The sequence below is a fragment of the Paenibacillus sp. YIM B09110 genome (genome assembly GCF_037167145.1).
GTDB lineage: Bacteria > Bacillota > Bacilli > Paenibacillales > Paenibacillaceae > Pristimantibacillus.
Genome location: NZ_JBANSP010000002.1, coordinates 426,418 through 446,255, shown reverse-complemented (window position 1 = coordinate 446,255; position 19,838 = coordinate 426,418). Strand labels below are relative to the sequence as shown.

Genomic DNA, 19,838 nt, shown 5'->3' with positions numbered 1-19,838 from the left:
TATATCATGGTAAAGCCTATCTTTTAAAGTTGCCAGGAAACAATATTGACAAAGACAAGGGGCGGCATTATTATTGTTGCTAGGAAACAAAATGATACCTTTTCGTCACTCGTCGCATTGAAAGCATTTTTTACTCATTCAATAGAAATCTGGAGAACCATCATAACGGAGGTCATTACTCATGATTGAACACTATAACATCGACGTACTTATCGCCGGAGCAGGACCAACAGGCTCAACGCTTGCGGCCGACCTGCTTCGGCGCGGCCTTCGTGTCCGATTGGTTGACAAAGCTCCGCACGCATTCAAAGGCTCCCGTGCAAAGGGGCTTCAACCACGCACGCTGGAGGTCTTCAAAGACCTAGGTATCTTAGACGAAGCTTTGGCTGAGGGGGGAGCATATCCTCTCGCTGGTATCCATCTCGGACCTATGACCTTGCCGTGGCGTATGATAAAGAAAAATAGACCAACACAAAGCATTCCCTATCCAAACACCTTGCTTTTACCGCAACTTCGCACCGATGCCATCTTGCATCGACTGATTGATCGCTTCGGTCAAGGTATTGAGTTCAATAGCGCGGTAGAAGGATTCGAACAAGATACAGATGGAGTGACTGTTACGCTTTCTTCGGGAGAAAAAGTCCGCTGCAGATATTTGGTCGGGGCTGATGGCGGGTCTAGCACTGTGCGAAAGGTAGCGGGAATCGGGTTCGTCGGTGAGACCGACGACTCCGACAAATGGCTCATCATCGACGGTACTATCGAAAAGCTTTCACGTAACCGTTGGCATATGTGGCCACGTGCTCATGGCAAGCAAGTCGCAGCTTGTCCATTACCTCATTCCAATCAATTTCAAATCATGATTCGCCTAAAAGCAGACGAGACGCCGAATCTCGATGAAACCGCATTGTCGGAACATTTTCACACTCTCACTGGGTTCCGGTTACACAGTATCACCTGGTCTTCGGTGTTCCGGCCCAATGTCCGGCTCGCACAGAATTACCGTGCGGGAAGGGTCTTCTTAGCAGGCGACGCTGCCCACGTTCACACACCGGCCGGAGGACAAGGTCTCAACACCGGCGTGCAGGATGCCTATAATCTCGGTTGGAAACTCGGTCAGGTTATCTCTGGAGCATCCGAAAGCCTCCTCGACACATACGAAGCCGAACGGCAGCCAATTGCTGCACGTGTTCTTGGAAAATCAAATGAGCTTTACGCAAGCCTAGACAAGCGTAGCCTATCCAGTCTCAAGCGTGATGACGAGGAACGACAGCTCGGTATTTCGTACAATGCAGGGCCACTCGCTCCCGCTGACGGCCCGTCCACTAAGACGCTTCGAGTTGGTGACAGGGCACCAGACGCGCCATGTGCAGGACCTGGCAGGGTCCGTCATATATTCGACATTTATCAGGGACCACACTTTACACTCTTAGCCTTCGGCGCTAATGCTGCCAAGTCATTGCTCCAAATAAAATGGCCGACTAACGGCGCGCAATTGCGCAGCTATATCGTCGGCGCCAAACAAGTTGGCGATGAAAATTACATCAATGACGCCGCTGGAAACTTGACTAGTATATATGGTATTACTGGCGACACGTGGGTACTGATTCGGCCAGATGGTTACATCGGGAGTATCATCAAAAACGATTGGCTGACAAACTTCAATAGAGTAACAAAGATCATTACCTAATTCCTTCGTTTATCAACAATTACTATGTCCGAATCGAAATAAGCCGCTTTATAAACCAGCAAACACCCCCCGGACGATTAACTCCTCCGAGGGGTGTTCCATTATCGTTCTATGCTTGCTGCTCTTGCGATAAGTTGCGCCATGCCTCAGCAGCCGCACGTTGCTCCGCTTCCTTCTTCGTCCTGCCCGAGCCGATGCCGAACCGTTCTGGGCCAAGGTAGACTTCCACAACAAACTCCCGGTCATGTGCTGGGCCGCGCTCCTCCACGATTCGATACTCGACCGGCCCAAGTCCATGATGCTGCGAGCGTTCCTGCAGCTTGGACTTGGCATCCTTCACTAGTAGGCCGTAATCATTGGAATCGATGAACGGAAACATATGCTGCTGCAGGAAACTGCGTACCTGCTCAATGCCCGCGTCGAGAAATATCGCGCCTATAAACGATTCGAACAAGTCCGCGAGCAACGCTTGACGCTGCCGCCCGCCCAGCTGTTCCTCGCCGCGACCGAGCAGCACATGCGCGCCAAGCTCCAGCCGTTCGGCGAATTGAGCGAGGGATGGCTCGCAGACGACAGATGCGCGCATCCTTGTAAGCTCGCCTTCCGGCCGCTGCGGATAGGTCATGAATAAATACTCCGACACCAGCAGTTGCAGCACCGCGTCGCCGAGAAACTCCAGCCGCTCGTTGTCCTTCGTCTGCGAGCCTTTGTGCTCGTTCACATATGACGTATGGGTGAAAGCCTGTTTCAGCAGCCGCGGACGTTTAAAATGGAGCTGCAGCCTCTGCTGCAGCTCCATAAAGGAATCACGCTTCATAAACTTTCATCACGATCGTTGCGTTATGGCCGCCGAATCCGAATGAATTCGACAGTGCCGTCTTCACATCCGCTTTGCGCGGCTTATTAGGCACATAATCCAGATCGCACTCCGGATCTTGGTTATCCAAGTTGATCGTTGGCGCAATAATACCGTTCTTGAGCGTAAGTCCTAAGATGACAGCCTCTACACCGCCGGCAGCACCGAGCAAATGACCTGTCATCGACTTCGTCGAGCTTACGGCTACTTTGTAGGCATGGTCGCCCAGCGCCTTCTTGATCGCTTTAGTCTCCGAACGGTCGCCTACCGGCGTCGATGTGCCATGCGCGTTGATGTAATCGATCTCCGAGGGCTCTATGCCCGCATCCTTAAGCGCTTTGGTCATGCAGCGTGCCGCGCCATCCGGATCAGGCTCTGTCATATGGTGAGCGTCGCCGCTCATGCCATAGCCGATAATCTCCGCATAGATCTTAGCGCCGCGTGCTTGCGCATGCTCCAGCGACTCAACTACCAATACGCCTGCTCCCTCGCCCATTACGAAACCATCGCGATCGACGTCGAACGGTCGGCTTGCCTTCTCAGGCTCTTCGTTGCGAACCGACATCGCGCGCATCGAGCAGAACCCTGCCATGCCAGTCGGGCGGATCGTTGCTTCCGCGCCGCCGCAGATCATGACGTCAGCGTCGCCGCGTTGAATGAGCTTGTAAGAATCGCCGATTGAATGCGTGCCCGTCGCACAAGCGGTAACCGCCGTGCTGTTCGGACCTTTCGCACCCGTCAGCATCGATACTTGGCCGGAAGCCATGTTCGCGATCATCATCGGAATGAAGAACGGGCTGACACGCTTAGGGCCTTTCTCGAGCAAAATATTATGTTGATCTTCCCACGTGCCAAGACCGCCGATACCCGAGCCGATCATGACGCCTACGCGTTCTGCGTCAATGCCTTCTCCGATCTTCAAGTCCGCATCTTTAACCGCCAATTGGCTGGCTACTGCCGCGAACTGAACGAAACGGTCCATTCTGCGCGCTTCTTTTTTATCTAAACCGTAATCTTCAGGATTAAAGTTTTTGATCTCTGCGGCAATGCGCGTCGGATATTCGGAGAAATCAAATGCTTCTACAACGGAAACCCCCGACTTTCCTTCAAGCAAATTGCCCCAAAACTGTTCCAAATCAGAACCTAATGAGGTCATAACCCCCATACCGGTAACTACAACTCGTTGTTTCATTCGCTTCACCTCTACGGACAGCAATATGGATGACCAAGCGTGCGTCATCTTTATATTTATATAAAAGCTATAACGCTAAGTATAATTGTTAGGAATAAGCCCTCAGGCCTTGTGATCACGTGTCGTTTGAAAACGGTTAAGATGGAGAGAAGTCCCGTTTGTTATAACGGGACTTGTCCTTCTTAGGTATGAGATTGTATGTATTTAACAACTTCTCCCACCGTTGTGATTGTCTCTGCATCTTCATCAGAGATCTCCATATCAAACTCGTCTTCCAGCTCCATGACCAATTCAACGACATCAAGAGAGTCAGCGCCGAGGTCATCTTTAAAGGAAGCTTCCAGCGTGACTTCCGCTTCGTCTACGCCAAGGCGGTCGATGACGATACGTTTTACACGATCTACTACTTCGGACATCCGGTTCACCTCCTCCATGGTATTATACGAGAATTAAAGATAAAATGCCATACGTAACCGTTTTAATTGAATCGGAAGCGAATTTCACCGTCTCTGGCGGCGAGGGCTAACGTTTCGTGGTTGCGGCATTAAGGCTGCTTTACATGTACATGCCGCCGTCAACGTGGACGGTCTGGCCTGTCATATATGCAGCAGCGTCCGAAGCCAGGAAGCGAACCGCGTTCGCAATATCTGACGCGTCGCCTAGACGCGCAAGAGGGATTTGCCCAGCAAGCGACTGGCGCATTTCCTCAGGCAGCTTGTCCGTCATTTCAGTCTGAATGAAGCCAGGCGCCACGCAGTTGACTGTGATGCCTCTTGAAGCGAGCTCGCGCGCGCTTGCCTTCGTCAGACCGATAACGCCTGCTTTGGCAGCAACATAGTTCGCTTGACCGGGATTTCCAAGCACGCCAACAACCGAAGAAATATTAATAATTCGGCCGGAGCGCTGTTTCATCATCGAACGGGTAACTGCTTTGATACCGTTGAACACGCCTTTGAGGTTCGTTTCGATTACTTGATCGAACTCTTCTTCCTTCATTCGCATAATAAGATTATCTCTTGTAATGCCAGCGTTATTCACCAAAATATCAAGAGCTCCCAATTGCTCAATAACTTCCTTCACCATCGCATCGAATTCATCGACTTTGCCGACGTTCGCTTTCACGATGACAGCGCGTCTGCCGAGCGCTTCAACGGCAGCTGCCGTCTCCGCAGCTGCCGCTTCGCTGCCGGAATAATTGATCGCAACATCCGCTCCTGCTTCAGCAAGCGCAATCGCAATCGCTCTGCCGATCCCGCGGGATGCTCCCGTTACGAGCGCTTTCTTGCCTTCCAGACTGGCAAACATAAACTATCCCCTCCGTTTGGCGTTAATTAAGTTGCAGCGCATCAAGCGCAGAGATGCTATTCACCGAAATAATGCGAACATTTTTGTCAATCTTCTTGATCAGTCCGGCAAGCACCGTTCCAGAACCGATCTCGACGAACGTATCAACGCCCTGCTCGATCAAGTAACGAACGCTGTCTTCCCAAAGGACTGGCGAGTAGACCTGCTCTACCAACAGTCCGCGAATGTCGCTTGCGCTGGTCACTTCACGCGCCGTTACATTAGCAACGACTGGAATCGAAGCATCTTGCAGCTCCACGCTTGCCAGCGTTTCGCCAAGCTTCTCTGCAGCCGGCTTCATGAGCGAAGAGTGGAAAGGACCGCTGACATCAAGAGGAATGACACGTTTGGCGCCAGCTTCCTTACCGCGTTCCGCTACGGCCTGGACGCCCGCTGCCGTACCAGAGATAACAATCTGACCCGGGCAGTTCACATTGGCAAGCTCCACAGCCGTTCCTACGGACGTCACCGAGGCACAGAGTGCAGCAAGCGCTTCACGTTCAGCGCCAAGCACAGCGGCCATCGCGCCTTGACCATTCGGGACCGCTTGCTCCATGAACAAGCCGCGTGCGCGAACAGTGCGAACCGCGTCTTGGAACGACAAGGCGCCGGCTGCGACAAGCGCGCTATATTCGCCAAGGCTATGTCCAGCAACATAATCGGCTTTAAGGCCGCGACCTTCGAGCGCTTCAAGCAAAGCAATGCTGACAGCGAGAAGTGCCGGCTGCGTGTTAGCCGTCTGCTTCAAAGTCTCTTCAGGTCCTTCAAAAATAATCTCGCTAAGCTTGAAGCCTAATGCTTCATCCGCTTGCTCGATAATCGCCTTCGAATGATCGAAAGCGTCGTACACGTCTTTGCCCATGCCAACGGCTTGAGCGCCCTGGCCGGGAAATACGAATGCTGTTTTGCTCAACTAAATTCCTCCTAAAAAGTTTGCGTATGCAAACTTTACTTCGAAAGCATTCACCTAAAGTTTGCGAATGCAAACCTAACTTCGAAAGCATCCACTTAAAGTTTGCGTATGCAAACCTTACTTCGAAAGCATATTACCACACAAGAACCGATGCGCCCCATGTCAGGCCGCCGCCGAAGCCGACTAGCACAAGGCAATCGCCTTGCTTCACGCGACCCTGCTCTACAGCTTCTGCCAGCGCGACCGGAATCGAAGCAGCCGACATATTGCCGTACTTGTCCAAGTTGATCATTGCTTTCTCTTCGGACAGATCCAAGCGGTTAAGCGCCGAATTAATGATGCGAATATTCGCTTGATGCGGCACAAGAAGATCAATATCTTCCTTCGTCATGCCCGCCTTCTGCAAAGCATCCTCCGCCGCGCTGCCCATGATGCGCACCGCGAACTTGAACACGTCGTTGCCAGCCATATGAATGAAATGCTGCCTAGCCGAGATGCTCGCCTCTGACGCAGGAACGCGCGAGCCGCCTCCGCATACTTTGAGCAGGTCGCCGCCGCTGCCGTCCGCTCCAAGCTCGAACGAGCGGAAGCCTCGTCCTTCCTCCACTTGCCCGAGGACAACCGCACCAGCACCGTCGCCGAACAGGATGCAAGTATTGCGGTCCGTGTAGTCCGTAATGCGCGATAGCGTCTCTGCGCCGACCACAAGCACATGCTTATACATGCCGGTAGCAATCATGTTTGAAGCAGTAGCCAGGCCATAGATAAAGCCAGAGCAAGCAGCCGACAAGTCGAATGCGGCAGCCTTCTTCGCGCCAAGCTTATCTTGCAGCAAGCAAGCCGTCGATGGGAAGAACATATCCGGCGTAATTGTCGCGACGATAATGAGATCAATGTCTTCAGCCGTAAGACCTGCCGCTGCAATCGCTTTTCTTGAAGCATGCAGCGCAAGATCCGACGTCGCTTCCTCCTCGGAGGCGAGACGGCGCTCCTTAATGCCTGTGCGAGTGACGATCCACTCGTCGTTCGTTTCAACCATTTGTTCTAATTCTTGATTCGTAAGAATTCGTTCCGGAACATATTTACCCGTTCCTATAATGCCTACAGGATATAAACTCATAACACACACTCATTTCCCGTTGATTTCATCTGCGATCGATTCAATCAATTGTCCTTGAATCGCTATGCGTGCTTGCCGAACTGCATTTTTCACAGCGACAACATCGGACGAGCCGTGACATTTCACGACGAGACCGTTCAAACCGAGGAGCGGCGCCCCGCCGTGCTCCTTATAATCCATCTTATTCTTCAATTGACGCAAGCGCGGCATCATAATCGCTGCCGCAAGCTTTGTCAGAAGCGTTTGCCCGAATGCACCCTTAAGCTCAGTGAAAATCGCGCCAGCCGCGCCTTCCATCGCTTTTAACATAATATTCCCCGCGAAGCCGTCGCACACGATGACATCGCAGTTGCGCGTAAGCACATCTCTTGCCTCGACATTGCCAATGAAATGAATCGGAGCTTGCTGAAGCAAATCATAAGCAGCCTTCGACACTTCATTGCCCTTCTTCGCTTCCGTGCCGACATTGAGCAAGCCTACTCTCGGCTTCTCCAGGCCATGCACTTTCGAGCGATAGATGCTGCCCATTATTGCATATTGCAGCAAATGCTCCGGCTTCGCATCCATGTTCGCACCCAGATCAAGCGCCAGCACGCCTAGGTTATCCATCGTCGGCATCATAGGCGCGAGCGCCGGACGCTCAATGCCGTCCATTCGGCCAACGACGAGCAATCCCGTCGCCATCAGGGCACCGGTATTGCCGGCCGACAGCATAGCGTCAGCTTGTTTCTCGCGGACGAGCTGGCCTGCTACGACCATCGACGCGCCTTTCTTACGGCGCACCGCCTTAACGGGCTCATCATCCGGGCCGATTACTTCATCGGCATGACATATTGTAATATTAGCAGGCTTAGAGCCGCCAATCAGCTTCTCGATTACGGCAGTGTCTCCAACGAGCAGAAGCTCCGTATCGGGCCACTCTGCCGCAGCCTCCAAAGCGCCTTGCACGATTAAGCCAGGGGCGTGATCTCCCCCCATCGCATCAATAGCGATCCGCATGTTCGTCTCCTCCTTCACTGTTTGCAGCACCCGCGGATCTGAATATAACAAAGTTCCCTTGGAAAACCATCTCGTCGGCCACGTAAGTGAACAGCTCCACCTTCGCTTTATTCCGCTCGCCCGAGATTGATCTCACATAAGCTTTGGCTATACATTTCTCACCGAGCTTAACAGGACGTATGAACCGAATGTCCGCCGTTACAGTAAGGGCAATCTCATCGTTGATTACGGCAACCGCAAGCGAGTTCGCCTGTGCGAACACATGATGACCGCGCGCGATGCCGGTTCTGGAGAATACATGTTCTTCCCGAATCTCGAATACCGAGATACCGCTTTTATCGAGCTCCAAATCAACGATGTCGCCGATGACCTCATGCAGCGGCAACGAACGGACAGAATCGTATGAGCGTTCTGCCATCAGCTTCAATCGTTCCCTCAGCTCAGGGATACCAAGCTCCATACGATCTAAACGGATCGTCTGAATGCTGACTTTTAGCTGGCGGGTAAGCTCCCTATCGGTGATGAAAGGATTTTCTTCTATAAGTCGGGCAAGCTGCTGATGCCGCTGCCGTTTGGGCATTCGTTCGATGTCCGGCACCGCCTTTTTTGACAAAAATAGTGACCGCATGTATAGATGACCTGATCGCAGACACAGCACCGCCATAGCTTGCTTGGTTTGCGATTAGTATATGTATGAAAGCAGATATTATCACCAGGTACTAAATATGAGTATATAAAAAAAATGGCCCAAGCGCAATGAACGGAGAAAAAAAATAGCACCTCATCGCGAGATGAAGTGCTATTATTGAAATCATTCTTATTGGGAAATGATCTCTTTTGTTTTGTAATATCCGCAAACTTTGCATACGTGGTGAGCCAATTTCAGCTCTCCGCATTGCTCACATTTCACCATGCCCGGTATTGCGAGCTTGAAATGCGTACGACGTTTGTCGCGGCGAGTTTTGGACGTTCTACGTTGAGGTACTGCCATATTTCCCACCTCCTTCACAAAATCAATCGAGCCGTTATTCCTTAAATAGATCCTTCAGCGCTGCAAAGCGAGGGTCAATCTTCTCCGTCTTGCAGCTGCATGTGCGCTCATTTAAGTTTTGTCCGCATTCTTGACATAGACCTTTACAATCATCGCTGCAAAGCGGCGCGAATGGCATGAACAGCAGAAGCGCTTCTTCGAGATAAGGCTTCAGGTTCAGTCGTTCTCCGCTTACTTCGATGAAGTCACTCTCATCTTCCTCATCCTTCTCTTCGTCACCCGAAGCAGGCTTGAATTGTTCGAAGAATGGAATGACTGTATGCTCACTTGTCGGATCAAGGCAACGCGAGCAAGCCAGCTCCAGATCGATGGAAAGTTCTCCATCAACCGTAATGAAGCCTTCATTGCCGGTTACTTGAAGCGAGACGCGAAGCGGTCCAGTACGAATAACATCTTGGCGTCCTTGAAATAGGTCGCTGACGTCCAATTGTTCATTGATCGTCGACTTTAGACCTTTGGACATCGTTTCTTGAATATGAAACTGCATCAGATCACCCCAAACAAACAAAGATTATTATATCTATCAGCCTACCGTTTTGTCAACATTTTCACACGGTTATTTCGTTTGTCCACTATGCAGCCGTGTATGGCGCGCCTCTCTATGTTATGATAGAGCGACCAAGATTTAACAGAGAGAGGTTAGAGGATGCGTACGGTAGGACTCATCGTCGAATACAATCCGTTTCACAACGGTCACCATTATCATTTACAACAATCGCGCAAAATAACGGGAGCCGATACTGTAGTCGCTGTCATGAGCGGTAATTTCTTACAACGCGGCGAACCCGCGCTGCTCGATAAATGGTCCCGCACGCGTATGGCGCTGGAAGGCGGTTGCGACCTCGTCATCGAGCTGCCCGTCGCCTACGCCACGCATGCCGCAGAATGGTTCGCTTACGGCGCAGTTGCTCTGCTCGAGGCGACAGGCGTCGTAGACGCCTTCTGCTTCGGCACGGAGAGCGGTGAGCTTGCTCCATTACAACAGGCAGCCGATTTGCTTGCGGACGAGCCGCCGGACTTCCGTGCATCGCTGAAGCAATTGCTCGATACCGGGATGAATTACCCTAACGCGTACAGCGCGGCCGTCGCCGCTTATTTATCGGAGCAGGGTCATACGGATACGGCTACATTCCCGTTCGCCCAGCCTAATCATACGCTAGGTCTTCATTATTTGCTAGCCTTGCGGCGTCTGGAAGGCCGAATGCAGCCGTTCACGATTGCCCGCGAGAAATCGCAATACAACGAGCAGACGATCTCGGACAGTCAGATTGCCAGCGCGACTGCTATTCGCAAGCTGCTGCTCGAGGAACGAAATCTGGCACCTATTCGCGCATACGTTCCATCATCGACCTATCATATCATAGAAGAGCAATGGTCGGCCGGCCATTGCCCGATCAGTTGGACCAACTTCATGCAGCCGCTGCTGCATCAGACCGTGACCCGCTCCGCCAGAGAACTTGCCGAGCTGAGGGACATATCGGAAGGTATGGAGCATCGCTTGCTCCGTACGCTCCCGGAGCTGACCTCGATGCAGTTCGAAGAGCTGCTGGACATGCTCAAAACAAAACGATACACACGCACACGTCTGCAACGCGCGCTGCTGTCGGTGCTTCTCGGACATGCGAAGCCGTCCTTCACAACAGAGAAGCTAGCCTCCGGCGTTCAGTACATTCGCGTTCTTGGCTTCACTGAGAAGGGCAAGCAGCTTCTGCGCCGCATGAGAACAACCGCTTCTCTGCCTGTGCTGCTCAGCGCTGCCAGGGCGCCCGAGCCTTATCCCTACTTAGAGCTCGACACCCGAGCAAGCGCCGTCTACATGCTTGGCCGCGGAGACACCGTTCCGTCTGAAGCGCTGTTCAGAGATTTCAAGGAGAAGCCGGTCATCCTGTAAAGGATGCCGCGCTTCTTTTTTCTATTACTGGCCGCCGCTTGCGGCAACGTTGAACTGTTTTATTTTGCCAAGCGCATCCTCAAGATCCGTAACCTCTACAATCTTCATCGCCGTGCCGAGTTGCTTAGCCTTCGCTGCCGCTTCCTTATAATTGCCTTCCGGAACGAGAAACAGCTGCGCGCCCTCCCGGCTCGTAATCACGACCTTCTGCTTAATACCGCCTATCGGTCCAACCTTGCCCTCTGGCGTAATCGTGCCTGTAGCAGCGATACGGCTTCCTCCCGTTAAATCGCCCTCAGTCAGCAAATCAATCGATTGCAGAGCGAATACGAGACCGGCTGACGGCCCTCCAATGTCTCCCGCCTTAATCGTAAGCCGGTCGCGCGTATCGGTTGGCTCAAGCGCCCTAAGCTCCGTCAACCCGGATGCGCCGAACAAAGCGGGCAACTGCTCTTCCGTTAAGGCTGGACCAAGACGAGCCGCATCCAGTTGTACCTGCATGCGCGCGCCGCTGCGCTCTATTTCGACCGTTAACGGACTGCTTTCCTCTGCGTTGCGCAGCTTGTCCAGCATATCGGCTGCATTCTCAAATCGCGGACCGCCAGTCATTCCGATCAGCTTGTCACCGGTCTGGAATAAGCTATTTCCCTCTTCGACCTGGGAGGCATTATCCGATACGATGATCGCTTGTACTTTGATCGTATAGGATAAATTCAAATGATGGTAGGCAGCTTCGACTGCGTTATTTTGCGAGCCCTCCATAATGACGGAAAGCCGATCCGCATATTGCTGCTGCGTATAGCCCCTGAACACATCCTTCTTCATGAGGATATCATCATCCTTGTCCCATGCCGAACGCAGGACGTTGAAGAAATTAGGATCGCTAAGCTTAACCGCAGTGAGCAGGAAGCTTCCATTCCCTTCGGCATCTCCCTGCTCAGCTGCCACCATCGGAGCTACCGGTGTTGCAATACCCGGCTCATAGACGACATAAGGCGTTGGCGCATACAACAGAATCCACATGGCTGCCGCCGTCGCAACCGCAACAAGCGTAATCCGTTTTAAATCCGAAACCTGCCTATTCACAAGAAGCAAGCCTCCTATTCCTCTGTACCTGACTTCCTCGCGGTTACAGCTCTCTAGTCGTGCTGCCGTTCCTCCATGTCCTTGCTTGGTCTATCTGCTGCGCCATAAGCGTACTAATTAACTTATACGAAGAGATTGTCCTAGGAGTTGAACGGCAATGGCCAAAACGATACTGATCGCCATCATTTCCATCCTGCTTGTCGGTACGATTATTATACAGCCCGATGCCGCCTTCCAAGCGTCGCTGCAAGGACTGACCGTTTGGTGGAACATTGTGTTTCCCGGCATTTTGCCCTTTCTCGTCCTGTTCGAGCTCATGACCGCCTTCGGGCTCGCTCATGTCACTAGCGCCCTACTAAGTCCAGCAATGAACAAGCTGTTCAAGCTGCCTGGCGAGGCGGCGCACGCCATAGCGCTTGGCTGGATGGGCGGTTATCCAGCGGGAGCGGAAGCAACAGCCTCTCTGCGCAAACAAAATAAAGTCGACCAAACGCAAGGCCAACGCCTGCTCGCCATCGCGCATATGCCTAATCCGCTTTTCATGCTCGTTGTTATCGGCGCAGGCTTCCTTCATAAACCGATTGTCGGCATTATGATAGCAGCAGCCGTTTGGCTGTCTGCTCTCTTCCTGCTCCTTCTATTGTCCATTGCAAATATCGGAGCAAAAAATAATGTGATTGCTCCCTCCATAGAAACGGCTTCCCCTGATAAGGTGCAGCAAAGCAGGCTATTGGGGCAGCTGGGAGCAGCTATGCAGCTTGGCAGAGACCAAGACGGCCGCAGCTTCGGCAAAGTGCTCGGCGACGCTGTGACCGCAAGTGTACAGAAGCTGCTTATGATCGGCGGCTTCATGATCTTCGCCTCCGTGCTCGCAAAGCTTGCACAGCCGCTGTTCGCGCCAATTCTAACGAAGCTGAATGCCCCATTCATCGGGCCAGCGCTATTCGAAGGACATATTGGCGCTTATGCGGCCGCAATCTGGGAAAGCCCTGTTGGCGGAAGCCTGTTGAATGCCGCGGCTATTGCAGCGGTGCTGGCCTGGAGCGGTCTTGGCGGTATTTTGCAGACGGGATATACGATTGCGGGGACCGATTTGAAGCTGCTGCCCTTCGCCGCGTTCCGCATGATGCACGCAGTTGGTGCTTTTTTGCTCATGCTGCTGCTATGGAATCCAATGTCAGCCTTGCTGCGCTATGTAACGCCTCCTGGGACGTTCCCCGTATTCAGCCCTAATCAGACCGATGGGGTCTGGGACGGTACGTCAGTTATGACCGTAAGTGACATGCCTCTGTTATGGTCCTATTCCATCACAGCGAGCTTGCTCCTGCTCGCAGTCTTCACGCTATTGCACCTTGCCTCGCCTCGCTGGCGTGCTCGGCGTATAAGACGCTAATACCGCTTATTTGCGGGCGTTATACTTCTTCCTTAATTCACGTTCAACCGCAGGAGGCACTAGCTCCTTCACTTCGCCGTCGAATTGCGCGATTTCTTTCACAATGCTGGAGCTCAAGTACGAATACTTCGGATTCGTCATCATGAATACCGTATCGATCTCGCCATCAAGCAAATGATTCGTGGAAGCAAGCTGCAGCTCGTACTCGAAGTCCGTTACCGACCGGATGCCGCGAATAATGACATTCGCCTGTCTTGACTTCATATATCGAACGAGAAGATCGCGGAAGCTGTCAATCTCAACGTTAGGCAGATCCTGTGTAACCTCCGCTAGCAGCTGTTTTCGCTCATCTACTGTAAACAGCGGGTTTTTGCTCGTATTGTTCAGTACCGCTACAATTAAGCGATCATAAAGCTTGGCGGATCTTCGGATTATGTCTAGATGCCCGTACGTAACCGGATCGAAGCTGCCTGGGTATACCGCCACTCTCTCGTTGCCTGTGTTAATCGTTAACATCGGTCTCACTCCTGTCGTCATGGCTGACCTGGCTGTAGTATTTGTATATGGACACGGCAGTATCTCCGTATTTGGCGTATTTGATTTGGTCAAAATGTTCCATCGCTTCCGGGTACCGTACCGACGAATCATGCTCAACGACAATAACCGCCGCCTCTTCAAGCATGCCTTTCGCTGCCAGCTCTCCCATAAGCTCGTCCATCGTCGTTAGCTTGTATGGCGGATCAAGAAAAACAAGATCGAACTTCAGCTCCCGCTTGGCGAGCGCTTTCAACGCGCGCTCCGCGTCGTTGCGGTATATTTCCGCTGCGCTGCCCATGCCGGCTGTCTGTATGTTCTGACGGATAATATCGATGCTGATTTTTTCCCGGTCAATGAAGATGACACGTTCCGCGCCTCTGCTCCACGCCTCGATCCCAAGTCCTCCCGTACCGGCGAACAGGTCAAGCGCTGCTCCTCCGTCGAAATAAGGACCGATCATGCTGAATATCGCTTCCTTCACCTTGTCGGTCGTCGGCCTCGTATTCACGCCGGGCACCGCTTTCAGCGTGCGGCCTCTAGCCTCGCCCGCAATGACTCTCACTTGCAATTGCCCCCTTCTGTCTCATTCCCGCCTATCGTACCATACATTCCCTTTGTAGATAAAGCTGTTGAATGTCAGGCTAATGAGCGATTTTGGGACTATCTACAAGCTTCGCTCAACTTTTTTGTCCTAATTAGGTATATTCCCCCACAAAGCGGACAAGATAATGTCATCGGCGTCGCAAGATGCCGTAGACAACCGCGGAGAAGACTTACGTTTCCCCATAAGCTCTTCGTCCGGTTTCTCCTCTCCCATGAAAAGGGCATCCTGAAAGGGATGCCCGATTTTTTTGTGCAATTCTTTTTATACGGTCAACCTGCACTTCTTCCGCCCGCATTTAAGACGCTTCATTGTAATCCTTTACTTTCAATCCCAAACGAAGTTAAGAATTGCACCTGCAACTTCCGATAAATAATGTGAAGTATCATAATGAAGGAGGCAGCAAATGGACATCGCGGCGTTATCCGTATCCCTAGCCCAGAGCAATCTATCTCAAGCTGTTGGAATCAGCGTTCTTAAAATGGCTACTGAGCAATCTACCGATCAAGTTCAGCAGTTGGTGAAAATGATGGAACTTAGCGTGCAACCAAACTTAGGCGGAAATCTAGACATAAGCGTATAGGATTTTCGTACTATCCATTATTAATTATCCGATTTCAACTAGAACATTGAGAAAGGATTTGATGATGTGAATTATTCTGCAGGCGGTGTTATGCTGCGTTGCCCCTGTTGTCAAAATGACGCCTTTAACAAAGATTATCGTCAACTCAATTCAAGAGGCGCTACATTTTTCGGCGTCGATTGGGCAAATAAAAATGCAACCATTCTTGTATGCCAACGATGTACTTATATTTCATGGTTTATGAATGAGCCTAAAGCCGTTAGTAGCTGAAAGATCAGCAGACTCTCCAACGAAAAAAGAGCGCTCTCGAAAGAGGGCGCCTTTTTCATTTCTGCAATAACTTTGTTCGAAAACAGCTCTTTTATGGGCAAGAGGGAAAAGTTCATGCCAATATCCAATATAGCTAGTAAAGGCGAGATAAGATGCAGAAAGTTACTGCAACTAGCCAAGTATGCTAACCCCGCTCCCGTAGCAAACTAACACTGCTTGCCAAACAAACCATAGGGAGTGTTGGATGATGCGTGAAGGATTGATACCTGCCGTTCTTGGAACCGTGGTTACAGCTTCTGGCGCTACACTGCTGAAGAGCAAGTATAAGCTTATAGGTACGGGTGTTCTCGGCTTCGGTCTTGCCCATGTCATTCTTGGGGCGATCGATTTAGTCGAGCATCGTTAAGTTTGGCAAAGCATACAAAAGGAGAGCGGCTTAATCGCCCCTCTCCTCCTTTTTCACAAGCCTCAGCTTCTTGTCTTCCAGCTTGAACATATAGGTATAGCCTTGCTGCTCATCCTCTGTCGACTCCAGCACAAGCTGCCCCGCTTCTATATAGGGCTCACTCTCGGGAGCTAGGCTAAACTGATCTAATAACTGCCCTTCTACCTCGAAGCTTGCTTGATACGCATCTTCTTCACTCACTACATATACATAAACTGCATCCGCGCGGCATTTGTTCTGGATAGGTTGAAAATAATACAATTCCACGCCTTCGGACACCAATCTGCCCAATGTGCGAGGTTCGTCGGATCCGCCTTCCGAGACGATCTGCGTCTCAACTAAGTTGCCGACACTTGCCTCTGTTCCGTCCGTTCGCTTGAACACGACATCATAGTCGCCGGATGATATGTAATCCGTCTCTTCTCCTAGACATGACGGTGCTCCCAGTGATTCCGTTACTCCGCCGTCTTCCGTCAACGGCAACACATGCAGCTCTCCATATTCCCCTTGTCCGACAGCCCGAGGAGCATCGGCGAACTCGGCACTATCGGCAATCACGGGTTTTTCTTCTGTATTCGATTGAACTTGCCCGCACGCACTCAACATGGCTGCAACCAAGAACATCAATACGAGCTGCTTCATCATTGGCATTTCCTCCATCAAAAGTCGGTTAACCAATAAACGGGAATTTTGCCCACAATGTTTCAGCCCAAGCCACCAATTAGCAGCTTAATACGGGTTCTCCACCTGCATAATATCCATAAAAGGGATTTTCATCAGTTCGCCTTCGTACTCGACATGTACGAGCTTCGTCCTAGGGTCCATCTTCACGATAATGCCGCGAGGCTGCTCGTTCCAATTCCAGACGGTGAACAGAAGCTCAATTTCTTCCCGCTGCGCTTCGACCAAGCGCTCTCCAAGCTCCTCCATTTGGAACTCGTCCCGCGTCGGCCGTTTCGGTCCTTTTGATGCCATTCCATTGCCCTCCCTCTATTCAATAACCCGCTTATAATCAGTCGTTCAGAAACATTAACGTTATCATGAATGGCCTCCGGTTGCCACAACGATTTTGAGAAAACCTCTATCGAGGCTATTCGAAGATGAGCGACCGCGTTCAGAGGAAGGTTTTATCGCCAATAAGAATTTGTTCTTCCGCAATGCTCGGAAACTTATAAATTCTTATGTGGTAACAAAAATGACACAATTTCATGACATCACCCTGGACTTGCCTCCAATAATTATGAGAATAGTTCAACACATCGACAATTATTTTTAAGGAAGCGTTAAGATTAGATCCGTATACTAGTCCTATCAACCCCACAGTTGATGACGAGCTAGGACAGACCCACAGCGATGTGGGTCCTCTACACTTTTACGTCCAATTTTTTCGTACTCCTGTCCCTTTTTGGCATAACCCAATTGTAAAAGAAGGGAATTTACAGTAAAATGATGTATGCTTTAGCTTAACAGTTACATCTTGGACCTTACGTAGGAGGACACTTTAAATGCATAACTGTGTTTGTCAACAACAGATTGAGGCGTTGAGAACAGAGATGGTTCGTGTGTTTGGAGTATCCAATAGCTTTTCGGACAGAGTTGTTATACAGATAAGTCAGGAGCTCGACAAAAAGCTGATGGAGTACACGAATTGCAGCTCCAGGATTCAAAAAACAGATAATCGCGATACATTATGTTACTAAAGCCTATTTACTTTCCTTTACTTCCCCGGCCCCTCGGCCGGGTTTTATTTTGCCCTTTCATCGTCCACATCCAGCTATCCTTATCGGCGAACAGAAATAAGCATCTTCCTAAGCGGCTTTCCGCTGACCGAAGATGCTTTTCTTAATTCCGAGCTTTGACTATGCTTTGATGATGGCAACGCCCCATGCTGAGATTCTAACGGTATCGCCGGCTATGACGACGTTACCCGACAGCAGCTCTACTCCGTCTGCATACGAATAACGAATGGACGTCTCGTCGCCTGAATAGTTGAAGTAATAGCGAATTTGCTTTTCGGCTTCATTGATGCCCGAACGGATAATGACGGGGAAAGACAGCTCCTGTGCAGCCTCCCAAACTCCCGCCTCCTTTACGGCTCCTGACAGCACCTCGCGAATAATCGCAGCGCTAGGCAAACATCCGATATAGGTCGCAGTGCCTGAGCCGTATCGATTGCGCGTTATAGCCGCATATTCTCCCCACTGCTTATGGTCATACCAAGCAAGCACCTCCGCCGATCCCGGTGTCAGAAGCTCCATCCACGACTCGACGGATGTCGATTCGCCTTCGGGTACCATCGGACCGCGCAATCCCACCTGAACCGGTGCGATGAACATATTGTAAGTGACGCCGCAGGCCTCCTGAATGATGCCTGGCTGCTGCGTCTGGCGTACTTTGACGGTTTCATCGGCAAAGCCGCTTTTGAATGTAAAGACGACATGACCTCCTCCTTGGACATAGTCGTTCAGCCGCCTCAAGCAATCATCCGGTGCCGCATACAAGGCAGGCACAATTATCAGCTTGTAACGGTCAAGCTCCACGCTGGAAGGCGAAATAAAATCACATTCCACATTGAGCTTGTACAGCTCGTCATAGAGCGCGCGCACCACATCGTTGTAGAGCTTGCCGTCAGGCAGCTTAAACCATTCCATTGCCGTTAGCGCTTCATTGCTGACCAGTATCGCCACTTTGTTCATTTTGCGCAAATTCACAAGCTCAGCGCTTAGCCGCTGGAAGTCGGCACCTACCGACTTCGCCTCATTGTATACCGGATTAGGACCAAGATCATGGCTGAGCAAGCCCTTCCAGTACGTCTCGATAGAATTGTGAATGGAATGCCAGTGCCAATAAGCAACCATATTCGCTCCCGATGCCAAATGGCTGAACGCCAGCTGGCGAAGTTGACCTGGATAAGGCGTCCAGTTAGGGAATGCTTGCGCTTGCGTCTCCAGTACTAGATAGTTGTCGCGCTTGAGTGAACGTGCCATATCCCCGCCGAAGGCAATTTCAATTCCCGTCAACTCATCCTGCGATGGATGATAAATATCCACGCCTGCGATATCGAACGGAGCCGCAGCTGCAAAATGGTCCACCGACGGCTGTATGCCATACGAATGGCCACGCCATTCAAAATCGAAATTTTGCGTAACGAATTGTAGCGGCTGCTTGTATTCATTCACTATCGATACCTGCCAAGCCAGAAACTCGTTAACGAGCAAACGCTGGAACTTGGCGAATTCTGCGCCCAGACTGCCGTTAATCGTGCCAACCATAGAAGGAAAGTCCTCCCAGCTGTTAATTCGATTGCTCCAATAGTCTAGTCCGAAGCGTTTGTTGATGACATCGAGATCGCCGTAAGTATCACGCATGTATTTCACGAACCGAAGCTGGACATTCGGTCCTGCCGTATCGTAATGCTTTGTTTCATTGTCCGTCTGATAACCGATTACAGCGGGATGGGCGGCAACGCGTGAAATGAGCTTGCGAATAATACGTTCCGCAAAAAACAAATAGGTTGGATTCGTGATGTCCATAATTTGGCGGGCGCCATATTTGCCTGGTCCGCGCGGCGTTTCGGCCAGCACCTCGGGATGCTCCTTAACCATCCAGGTTGGCACCGCGTAGGTCGGCGTGCCCACGATTACATGAATGCCAGCTTCATGCATCGCATCGAGCACGCGGTCAACCGAGCGGAAATCGAATACCCCGTTTTGAGGTTCATGAGTGCTCCAGGTGGACTCCGCGATGCGAACGACGTTAATGCCCGCCTCCTTCATCATCCGAATATCCTCAGCGAGCCTTTCATAAGGCATATATTCATCATAGTAAGCCACGCCGTACAATATTTGCTTCAATTCGATTCGCTCC

General features: G+C 51.3%; 23 protein-coding genes. 6 read left to right on the top strand and 17 right to left on the bottom strand.

Features of this window, described 5'->3' with window-relative positions:
• The first annotated feature begins 181 nt into the window (after nucleotides 1-181).
• Nucleotides 182-1,690: an FAD-dependent monooxygenase gene (locus V8F51_RS04350; protein ID WP_337098815.1), complete on the top strand. Its 1,509-nt coding sequence runs from the start codon at nucleotides 182-184 to the stop codon at nucleotides 1,688-1,690.
• A 109-nt stretch (nucleotides 1,691-1,799) separates the two neighbouring features.
• Here V8F51_RS04350 and rnc read toward each other — a convergent pair whose 3' ends face one another.
• The 10 genes from rnc to V8F51_RS04300 form a co-directional block, all read right to left on the bottom strand.
• Nucleotides 1,800-2,507, bottom strand: a complete 708-nt coding sequence (rnc, locus tag V8F51_RS04345; RefSeq protein WP_337098814.1) for a ribonuclease III — start codon at nucleotides 2,505-2,507, stop codon at nucleotides 1,800-1,802.
• Nucleotides 2,497-3,738, bottom strand: coding sequence for a beta-ketoacyl-ACP synthase II (gene fabF, locus V8F51_RS04340; protein WP_337098813.1), 1,242 nt, complete (start codon nucleotides 3,736-3,738; stop codon nucleotides 2,497-2,499). The genes rnc and fabF overlap by 11 nt, the downstream gene beginning before the upstream one ends.
• A gap of 182 nt (nucleotides 3,739-3,920) precedes the next feature.
• Complete coding sequence (locus V8F51_RS04335; protein ID WP_053375686.1) at nucleotides 3,921-4,154, bottom strand: acyl carrier protein; 234 nt, start codon at nucleotides 4,152-4,154, stop codon at nucleotides 3,921-3,923.
• A gap of 139 nt (nucleotides 4,155-4,293) precedes the next feature.
• Nucleotides 4,294-5,043, bottom strand: a complete 750-nt coding sequence (gene fabG, locus V8F51_RS04330; protein WP_337098812.1) for a 3-oxoacyl-[acyl-carrier-protein] reductase — start codon at nucleotides 5,041-5,043, stop codon at nucleotides 4,294-4,296.
• A gap of 22 nt (nucleotides 5,044-5,065) precedes the next feature.
• Nucleotides 5,066-5,995 (bottom strand): ACP S-malonyltransferase, encoded by a 930-nt coding sequence (gene fabD, locus V8F51_RS04325; RefSeq protein ID WP_337098811.1) that lies wholly within the window; start codon nucleotides 5,993-5,995, stop codon nucleotides 5,066-5,068.
• A gap of 133 nt (nucleotides 5,996-6,128) precedes the next feature.
• The gene (locus V8F51_RS04320; protein WP_337098810.1) at nucleotides 6,129-7,115 is read right to left on the bottom strand and encodes a beta-ketoacyl-ACP synthase III; all 987 of its coding nucleotides are present in this window, start codon (nucleotides 7,113-7,115) and stop codon (nucleotides 6,129-6,131) included.
• A gap of 9 nt (nucleotides 7,116-7,124) precedes the next feature.
• Nucleotides 7,125-8,114, bottom strand: coding sequence for a phosphate acyltransferase PlsX (gene plsX / locus V8F51_RS04315; protein WP_337098809.1), 990 nt, complete (start codon nucleotides 8,112-8,114; stop codon nucleotides 7,125-7,127).
• Nucleotides 8,098-8,694 (bottom strand): transcription factor FapR, encoded by a 597-nt coding sequence (gene fapR / locus V8F51_RS04310; protein WP_337098808.1) that lies wholly within the window; start codon nucleotides 8,692-8,694, stop codon nucleotides 8,098-8,100. Before fapR ends, plsX begins: the two co-directional genes overlap by 17 nt.
• Before the next feature lie 237 nt (nucleotides 8,695-8,931).
• A complete protein-coding gene (gene rpmF, locus V8F51_RS04305; protein WP_116043433.1) occupies nucleotides 8,932-9,105 on the bottom strand; it encodes a 50S ribosomal protein L32 in 174 nt (57 codons plus the stop codon).
• A 34-nt stretch (nucleotides 9,106-9,139) separates the two neighbouring features.
• Nucleotides 9,140-9,628: a YceD family protein gene (locus tag V8F51_RS04300; protein WP_337098807.1), complete on the bottom strand. Its 489-nt coding sequence runs from the start codon at nucleotides 9,626-9,628 to the stop codon at nucleotides 9,140-9,142.
• 183 nt (nucleotides 9,629-9,811) lie between these two features.
• On the opposite strand from V8F51_RS04300, the gene V8F51_RS04295 reads away from it, so the two are divergent.
• On the top strand, nucleotides 9,812-11,056 hold the full coding sequence (locus V8F51_RS04295) for a nucleotidyltransferase (protein ID WP_337098806.1): 1,245 nt from the start codon (nucleotides 9,812-9,814) through the stop codon (nucleotides 11,054-11,056).
• Between the two features lie 24 nt (nucleotides 11,057-11,080).
• Here the strand turns inward: V8F51_RS04295 and V8F51_RS04290 are convergent, their stop codons facing one another.
• On the bottom strand, nucleotides 11,081-12,142 hold the full coding sequence (locus V8F51_RS04290) for a S16 family serine protease (protein ID WP_337098805.1): 1,062 nt from the start codon (nucleotides 12,140-12,142) through the stop codon (nucleotides 11,081-11,083).
• 157 nt (nucleotides 12,143-12,299) lie between these two features.
• Between V8F51_RS04290 and V8F51_RS04285 the strand changes: the two genes are divergently transcribed.
• Entirely contained in the window at nucleotides 12,300-13,535 is a 1,236-nt protein-coding gene (locus V8F51_RS04285) for a nucleoside recognition domain-containing protein (RefSeq protein ID WP_337098804.1), read from the top strand.
• Between the two features lie 6 nt (nucleotides 13,536-13,541).
• Here V8F51_RS04285 and coaD read toward each other — a convergent pair whose 3' ends face one another.
• From coaD to V8F51_RS04270, 3 genes are all read right to left on the bottom strand, one after another.
• On the bottom strand, nucleotides 13,542-14,051 hold the full coding sequence (gene coaD, locus V8F51_RS04280) for a pantetheine-phosphate adenylyltransferase (protein WP_337098803.1): 510 nt from the start codon (nucleotides 14,049-14,051) through the stop codon (nucleotides 13,542-13,544).
• On the bottom strand, nucleotides 14,038-14,634 hold the full coding sequence (gene rsmD / locus V8F51_RS04275) for a 16S rRNA (guanine(966)-N(2))-methyltransferase RsmD (protein WP_337098802.1): 597 nt from the start codon (nucleotides 14,632-14,634) through the stop codon (nucleotides 14,038-14,040). The genes coaD and rsmD overlap by 14 nt, the downstream gene beginning before the upstream one ends.
• Nucleotides 14,635-14,763: 129 nt before the next feature.
• Nucleotides 14,764-14,889: a hypothetical protein gene (locus V8F51_RS04270; RefSeq protein ID WP_337098801.1), complete on the bottom strand. Its 126-nt coding sequence runs from the start codon at nucleotides 14,887-14,889 to the stop codon at nucleotides 14,764-14,766.
• Nucleotides 14,890-15,079: 190 nt separating this feature from the next.
• On the opposite strand from V8F51_RS04270, the gene V8F51_RS04265 reads away from it, so the two are divergent.
• Together V8F51_RS04265 and V8F51_RS04260 are read left to right on the top strand one after the other, a co-directional pair.
• Entirely contained in the window at nucleotides 15,080-15,256 is a 177-nt protein-coding gene (locus V8F51_RS04265) for a YjfB family protein (RefSeq protein WP_337098800.1), read from the top strand.
• Between the two features lie 517 nt (nucleotides 15,257-15,773).
• Nucleotides 15,774-15,932 (top strand): asparagine synthase, encoded by a 159-nt coding sequence (locus V8F51_RS04260; RefSeq protein ID WP_337098799.1) that lies wholly within the window; start codon nucleotides 15,774-15,776, stop codon nucleotides 15,930-15,932.
• 30 nt (nucleotides 15,933-15,962) lie between these two features.
• On the opposite strand, the gene V8F51_RS04255 is transcribed toward V8F51_RS04260, so the two are convergent.
• On the bottom strand, nucleotides 15,963-16,616 hold the full coding sequence (locus V8F51_RS04255) for a hypothetical protein (RefSeq protein WP_337098798.1): 654 nt from the start codon (nucleotides 16,614-16,616) through the stop codon (nucleotides 15,963-15,965).
• An 84-nt stretch (nucleotides 16,617-16,700) separates the two neighbouring features.
• Nucleotides 16,701-16,946, bottom strand: a complete 246-nt coding sequence (locus V8F51_RS04250) for a YolD-like family protein (protein ID WP_337098797.1) — start codon at nucleotides 16,944-16,946, stop codon at nucleotides 16,701-16,703.
• 530 nt (nucleotides 16,947-17,476) lie between these two features.
• Here V8F51_RS04250 and V8F51_RS31525 point away from each other — a divergent pair.
• Nucleotides 17,477-17,671: an aspartyl-phosphate phosphatase Spo0E family protein gene (locus V8F51_RS31525; protein WP_442956396.1), complete on the top strand. Its 195-nt coding sequence runs from the start codon at nucleotides 17,477-17,479 to the stop codon at nucleotides 17,669-17,671.
• 159 nt (nucleotides 17,672-17,830) lie between these two features.
• Here V8F51_RS31525 and V8F51_RS04245 read toward each other — a convergent pair whose 3' ends face one another.
• Complete coding sequence (locus tag V8F51_RS04245; protein ID WP_337098796.1) at nucleotides 17,831-19,825, bottom strand: beta-galactosidase; 1,995 nt, start codon at nucleotides 19,823-19,825, stop codon at nucleotides 17,831-17,833.
• Nucleotides 19,826-19,838 lie beyond the last annotated feature (13 nt).